The sequence below is a fragment of the Limnohabitans sp. DM1 genome, from assembly GCF_001269385.1.
GTDB lineage: Bacteria > Pseudomonadota > Gammaproteobacteria > Burkholderiales > Burkholderiaceae_C > Limnohabitans_A.
The window spans coordinates 1-4407 of sequence record NZ_CXOO01000020.1 but is presented as its reverse complement, the minus strand read 5'-3'; the positions used below and the strand labels follow the sequence as shown (position 1 = coordinate 4407).

6 protein-coding genes and 1 pseudogene are annotated in these 4407 nt (G+C 54.8%); 4 read left to right on the top strand and 3 right to left on the bottom strand.

Features of this window, described 5'->3' with window-relative positions; genetic code table 11:
* The 4 genes from AMM33_RS07535 to AMM33_RS21880 form a co-directional block, all read left to right on the top strand.
* On the top strand, window positions 1–448 hold a 448-nt coding region (locus AMM33_RS07535), incomplete at its 5' end, for a transposase (protein ID WP_194945321.1).
* 47 nt (window positions 449–495) lie between these two features.
* Complete coding sequence (locus tag AMM33_RS07530) at window positions 496–1101, top strand: pilus assembly FimT family protein (protein ID WP_090140069.1); 606 nt, start codon at window positions 496–498, stop codon at window positions 1099–1101.
* A gap of 29 nt (window positions 1102–1130) precedes the next feature.
* A complete protein-coding gene (locus AMM33_RS07525; protein WP_194945320.1) occupies window positions 1131–2738 on the top strand; it encodes a type II secretion system protein in 1608 nt (535 codons plus the stop codon).
* A 39-nt stretch (window positions 2739–2777) separates the two neighbouring features.
* Entirely contained in the window at window positions 2778–3176 is a 399-nt protein-coding gene (locus AMM33_RS21880; RefSeq protein ID WP_194945319.1) for a hypothetical protein, read from the top strand.
* A gap of 113 nt (window positions 3177–3289) precedes the next feature.
* Here the strand turns inward: AMM33_RS21880 and AMM33_RS21875 are convergent, their stop codons facing one another.
* The 3 genes and pseudogenes from AMM33_RS21875 to AMM33_RS07515 form a co-directional block, all read right to left on the bottom strand.
* Window positions 3290–3703, bottom strand: coding sequence for a hypothetical protein (locus tag AMM33_RS21875; RefSeq protein WP_194945318.1), 414 nt, complete (start codon window positions 3701–3703; stop codon window positions 3290–3292).
* A 9-nt stretch (window positions 3704–3712) separates the two neighbouring features.
* A complete protein-coding gene (locus AMM33_RS07520; RefSeq protein ID WP_194945317.1) occupies window positions 3713–4030 on the bottom strand; it encodes a tyrosine-type recombinase/integrase in 318 nt (105 codons plus the stop codon).
* A gap of 35 nt (window positions 4031–4065) precedes the next feature.
* A pseudogene (locus AMM33_RS07515) lies at window positions 4066–4407 on the bottom strand (transposase); the annotation flags it as partial.

Sequence of the window (4407 nt, the reverse complement as noted above, 5' to 3'; positions counted from 1 at the left end):
GGGCATGCGCTGGACTTTGCTCAAAGACACAGCCAAGCTCAAACCGGAGGCGGCAGCTGAACTGGATGCGTTGATGGCCAAGATGACCGTCAAACGCACGGCCAGGGCGTGGTCCTACAAAGAGCAGTTGCGTGAGATCCTTGATCGAAAGCAGATCAACGTTGTGCGAACCATGCTGGATCACTGGTGCACATGCGTGATGCGCTCCAAGGTCGAACCGATGAAGGACGTTGCCAAGATGATCCGCGCTCATATGGAAGGCATCGTGGCCTGGGCGCAGACACGCCAGACCAACGGATTCCTCGAAGCCATCAACGGTTTGTTCCAGGCATCCAAGCGTCGTGCGCGTGGGTTTACGCGAATCACAACGATCAAGACTGTCATCTTCTTGATCGCCGGGAGACTCGACTTCCACGCTATCAATCCTCATGCTGGGCAACCCACTTGAAATTCATCAGAGCCACAATTTTTTTAACCCCTCCAAAGGAGAACCTCATGGAAAACGCAAGCATCAGCCCTACTCATCGCATGATGAAAAAAAATCGCAACTTGGTTCAACGTGGATTCACCTTGCTTGAACTGACGATTGTGCTCATCTTGATCGCAGTTCTCGCATATCTGTCCATGCCAAAAATCAGGGCCTACATGATTGAGGGCCGTGTTGAATCCCATGCCAACGCGCTTGCCCAGGCAGTGATGCGCATCCGGGCCAATACAGAGGGGGCAGGTCCCACGCCTTACAGCAGCGTCACTACAGCCACACTGGCAAACACGCTGCGCGACCGTTCGACGGCCATGACCATTACCGGTGCCGGTTCCACTGCTGCTGTTTCCCATTCGTTGGGCGCAACCGGCGCCCTTGTAACTGTGGCCACGGCAACGATCACCACGTCCGGTGACGCCTTTACCGTGACTTTCCCCCGGGTGCATAACGGCGCGTGCCCAAGTTTCAGCACCCAGATCCAAAACACGGCAGAAATCATCACGATCAACGACGTGGTGGTCAAGTCCATCCCCGCTGGCACGGCGTACAACGGCCAGGCCGCGCAAGACGCATGCACAGGCGGCGACACAAACGCCTTTGTGTTTACGTTCCGCTGAGATTTGCTGACATGCACAAGGAGTTGAGTATGCCCCCCCATCAGCCCCATCCAGCAGGGCGCAGAACTGGTTCTGCTCATGCTGCTCGTCGGCAAAAGGGCTTTGCCCTGCTTGAGCTGACCATCGCCATACTCATCTCCGGTGTGTTGGCCCTGTGGGCCAGCACAAAGTTGCAGCAGATCTCAGACGACGCCACGGCTCAGGCAACAGGCATTCACCTGGACACACTCGCATCATCTGGCCAGAAATACATCCTGGTCAACTACATGGCTCTTGCCGCAGGAACGGATGTGCCTGCAATTGTCAATGACTTGGCCCCCACGCGGGACGAATTGATTGCTACAGGCCGTTTGGCTTCCGGATTTCCCGCCTGGACCCCATCCAATCAGCGTGCCCAGGTCTACGTGACCAAGTCAGGTTGCCCAGGGGCAAACTGCGTCATCACGGCCAACGCTTGCCTGACCGCTGCATACCAGGTTCGGGGGAAATACCGTGACGATGAAACAACCAACGTGATGATGGCCATGTCTGGCCGAGGTGCACGGTCTCATTCGGACAATCCATCCTTGGTCAGAGGTGCAAACATGAGCATCGCCAACCCCTTGGGGGCGGTGACCGGCATCGTGTGCGGCCAATCGAATGTGGATGCCGGGTTGTACGACACGTTCGTCAAGATGAACGACAACCGGGACCCGAATTTTCAGGGGGGGCTCACGGTCAGCGGCACAAATGCCACCGGTGAAGCGATGCGGGTAAACGGTGACTTGGCTGTGGTGGACCCGGCCACAGGTCAGGTATGCGTACAGATCCTCAAGTCTGGAGTGATCAACATCAATTGCCTGGGGCAGCTCAATGCCACGACAGGCACTTTTACCGGGCCACAAGGCTCGGTCAAAGTGGGTGCCACGGGGACGAACTACACCGTTGATACAGCCGGAAAGATTCGTGGTGATGCCGGATTTTGGACAGCGATGGGCAGCGTGTTTGGTGACAACACGCTGGGCATCCGCGCCGCAGGGACGGTTTTCACCATCCAAACCAGCGCCGGGGTGGATGGACTCGCAGTTCATGACAGCGGCCGCACTGGATCACGCAACTCTATGGCCACGCCGGTTCTCGGCCTGACAGACCCTGTTGTACCTGGCCAGCCCTGTTCTAGTGCGGCTACTCAGGTGGGTGCCACGCAGGTGACAACGGCGGCTACAACCGTGCTTCGCTCAATTTCTGGTGGTGGACTGGCCATCTGTGACCAGACCTCTGGCCAGTGGGTGGCGATCTCTCGATCTGCATCCAGCGGCGGGGCATGCACAACCAATGGCACGTCGGCCATTTCAAGTGCAGGCGTGATGCTCATCTGCTCGAATGGTCAGTGGGCCTCCCTCATGGACCGATTTGGCTACATGGTGGCGGCAGAGACCTGGCGGGCAGTCGATGGCTCTGTGATCCCCAAACCAAGCTGTGGAGCCGGATCAACAGGTACCCGCTTGATAGCGACCCCCGGCAATGAGCAGCAAAACATTCAATATGTCAACAGATTCATCACTGACAACGGGACCAGCTGGACATTGCGCATCACGAACGGCAATGGCGGAACTATTGCAGGTGACGTGATCGTGATGTCCTATTGCACGTACTGATTTTTTAACCAGAAGTTTTTTACCACCAAGGAGAACGCTATGAAAATCGCAACCAAAATCACAGGCTTTCTGATGTCCTGCATGACACTGTACGCATCAGTGCAGCCACTCGCCTCAATGGCTCAAAACACTGAAATGGCCCGTCCTCGTTCGACCATTGATCTTTCTCGAACTGATCGGTTGACTGGAACGCCGAATCCTCAAGAGAACCCACTCTCTTGTCCGAGCGGCCAAGTTTATTCTGGTGGCACATGCGTACTGATTTCGAATCAGTCCAGTAGTCTGGCTAACGGCCTTGTTTCTGTCACTGCGTTGAACAACTCTGTTTTTCCGGGATGTCCAAGTGGCTTTGTTCAAATGGTCTCTTGGATGTCACTTGAAGTTGAAGGCGACGGTTACAGCCAGCAATTGCGACATGCGTTATGCGCCAAAAAATGACCCGTTCACTGGGGTAAATTGAGATGCCCGCTTGATGCGGGCATTGAATTCAAAATTGGTAATTGGTCTCGCTGCCGAACTATTAAGGGTGTTCAGATACTTGCTTCTGCAAGTCAGGGTCTAGAACCGCCATCAACGTAAGTGTCACGTCCATTCGCCAATAAAGTCCATTCTCCTGGTTGCAAGCCGTTAAGGCGTTGATCATTGGTAGTTATTGGTGACGCAACTAACCCCAACAGGAAAGTTGCGCCGTCCATCGTCGAATAGGTAACGGTGTTGTTCTGATATGGTACTTCGCTGTAATTAGTTGTGACTGAGTAGATCCCACCTGAATAACTTGAATGTTCGACTTTCCAAAGGATGCGTCCATCAGTTTGAATCGTCCCGCAGCCGAAAATTCGATAAGCGAAATTTTGATCACTTCTTGCGCATTTTGTTTGTCCTGCAAAGTATTTCGTCCACGCTGCAACACCTGTAGACTGATTCGAAATCAATAGACCTGGCCAGGGGAAAATAGGCCAGGTCATTTTTTAAACTCAATCGTGCTTGTAGCCGCTGAGTGACTGCTGAACTCGCCGCAATGACCCAAGTCTGGGATGCACATAGGTCGAAGCCGTCAGTTTGATGTCCGCGTGTCCCAGCATGTCTGATACCGCCTTAATGTTGCCGCTACGCTCAAGCATCACCGTGGCGCTGGTGTGCCGCACTCGATGTGCGCTCACCCTGTACCCCAAATGTCGCGATAACGCTTCAAAGGCACGGCTGATGTGTTCGTCCAGCATCTTGGGTGATTTGATCCTCCCGGTTGACAGCAACGGCAGGCAAAACACCTGGTCGTCTGGTCGCACATGCAAGCCCGATTTAAGCTCAATCCACCGAACATAAGCCTCTACGCCTTGTAAGCCAAATGCGGATGCGGCTTTGTTTTGCTCGCAGGTCGTGGCCGAGATCGGCCTTCAACCCTTCGCACCAGATTGCCCTTGAGCAGTTCGATGCTCTGGGCGATGCACGTCGCAAGGGCGCTAGGCAGCAACAGCAAACGGGGCAGCATGCGTTGCATCAGGCTGGCCGCGTAGCTGCGGTTGCAGATTCGATCAGTGCGCTCTTGCATGCCACGGGCACAGTAACTGAGCAAAGCGCCCAGGTTGTCGGCCAACACTTTGGCGGCGATATCAATGACACAGGCTTGCTGGCTCAGGCCGCTGACGCTTTCGATTTTCAGGCGGTGCTT

Bases quoted from the DNA above. Each gene is read 5' to 3' on its own strand.
- AMM33_RS07525 (WP_194945320.1), top strand. From the start codon at position 1,131: ATGCCCCCCCATCAGCCCCATCCAGCAGGGCGCAGAACTGGTTCTGCT.
- AMM33_RS21880 (WP_194945319.1), top strand. From the start codon at position 2,778: ATGAAAATCGCAACCAAAATCACAGGCTTTCTGATGTCCTGCATGACA.
- AMM33_RS21875 (WP_194945318.1), bottom strand. From the start codon at position 3,703: ATGACCTGGCCTATTTTCCCCTGGCCAGGTCTATTGATTTCGAATCAG.
- AMM33_RS07530 (WP_090140069.1), top strand. From the start codon at position 496: ATGGAAAACGCAAGCATCAGCCCTACTCATCGCATGATGAAAAAAAAT.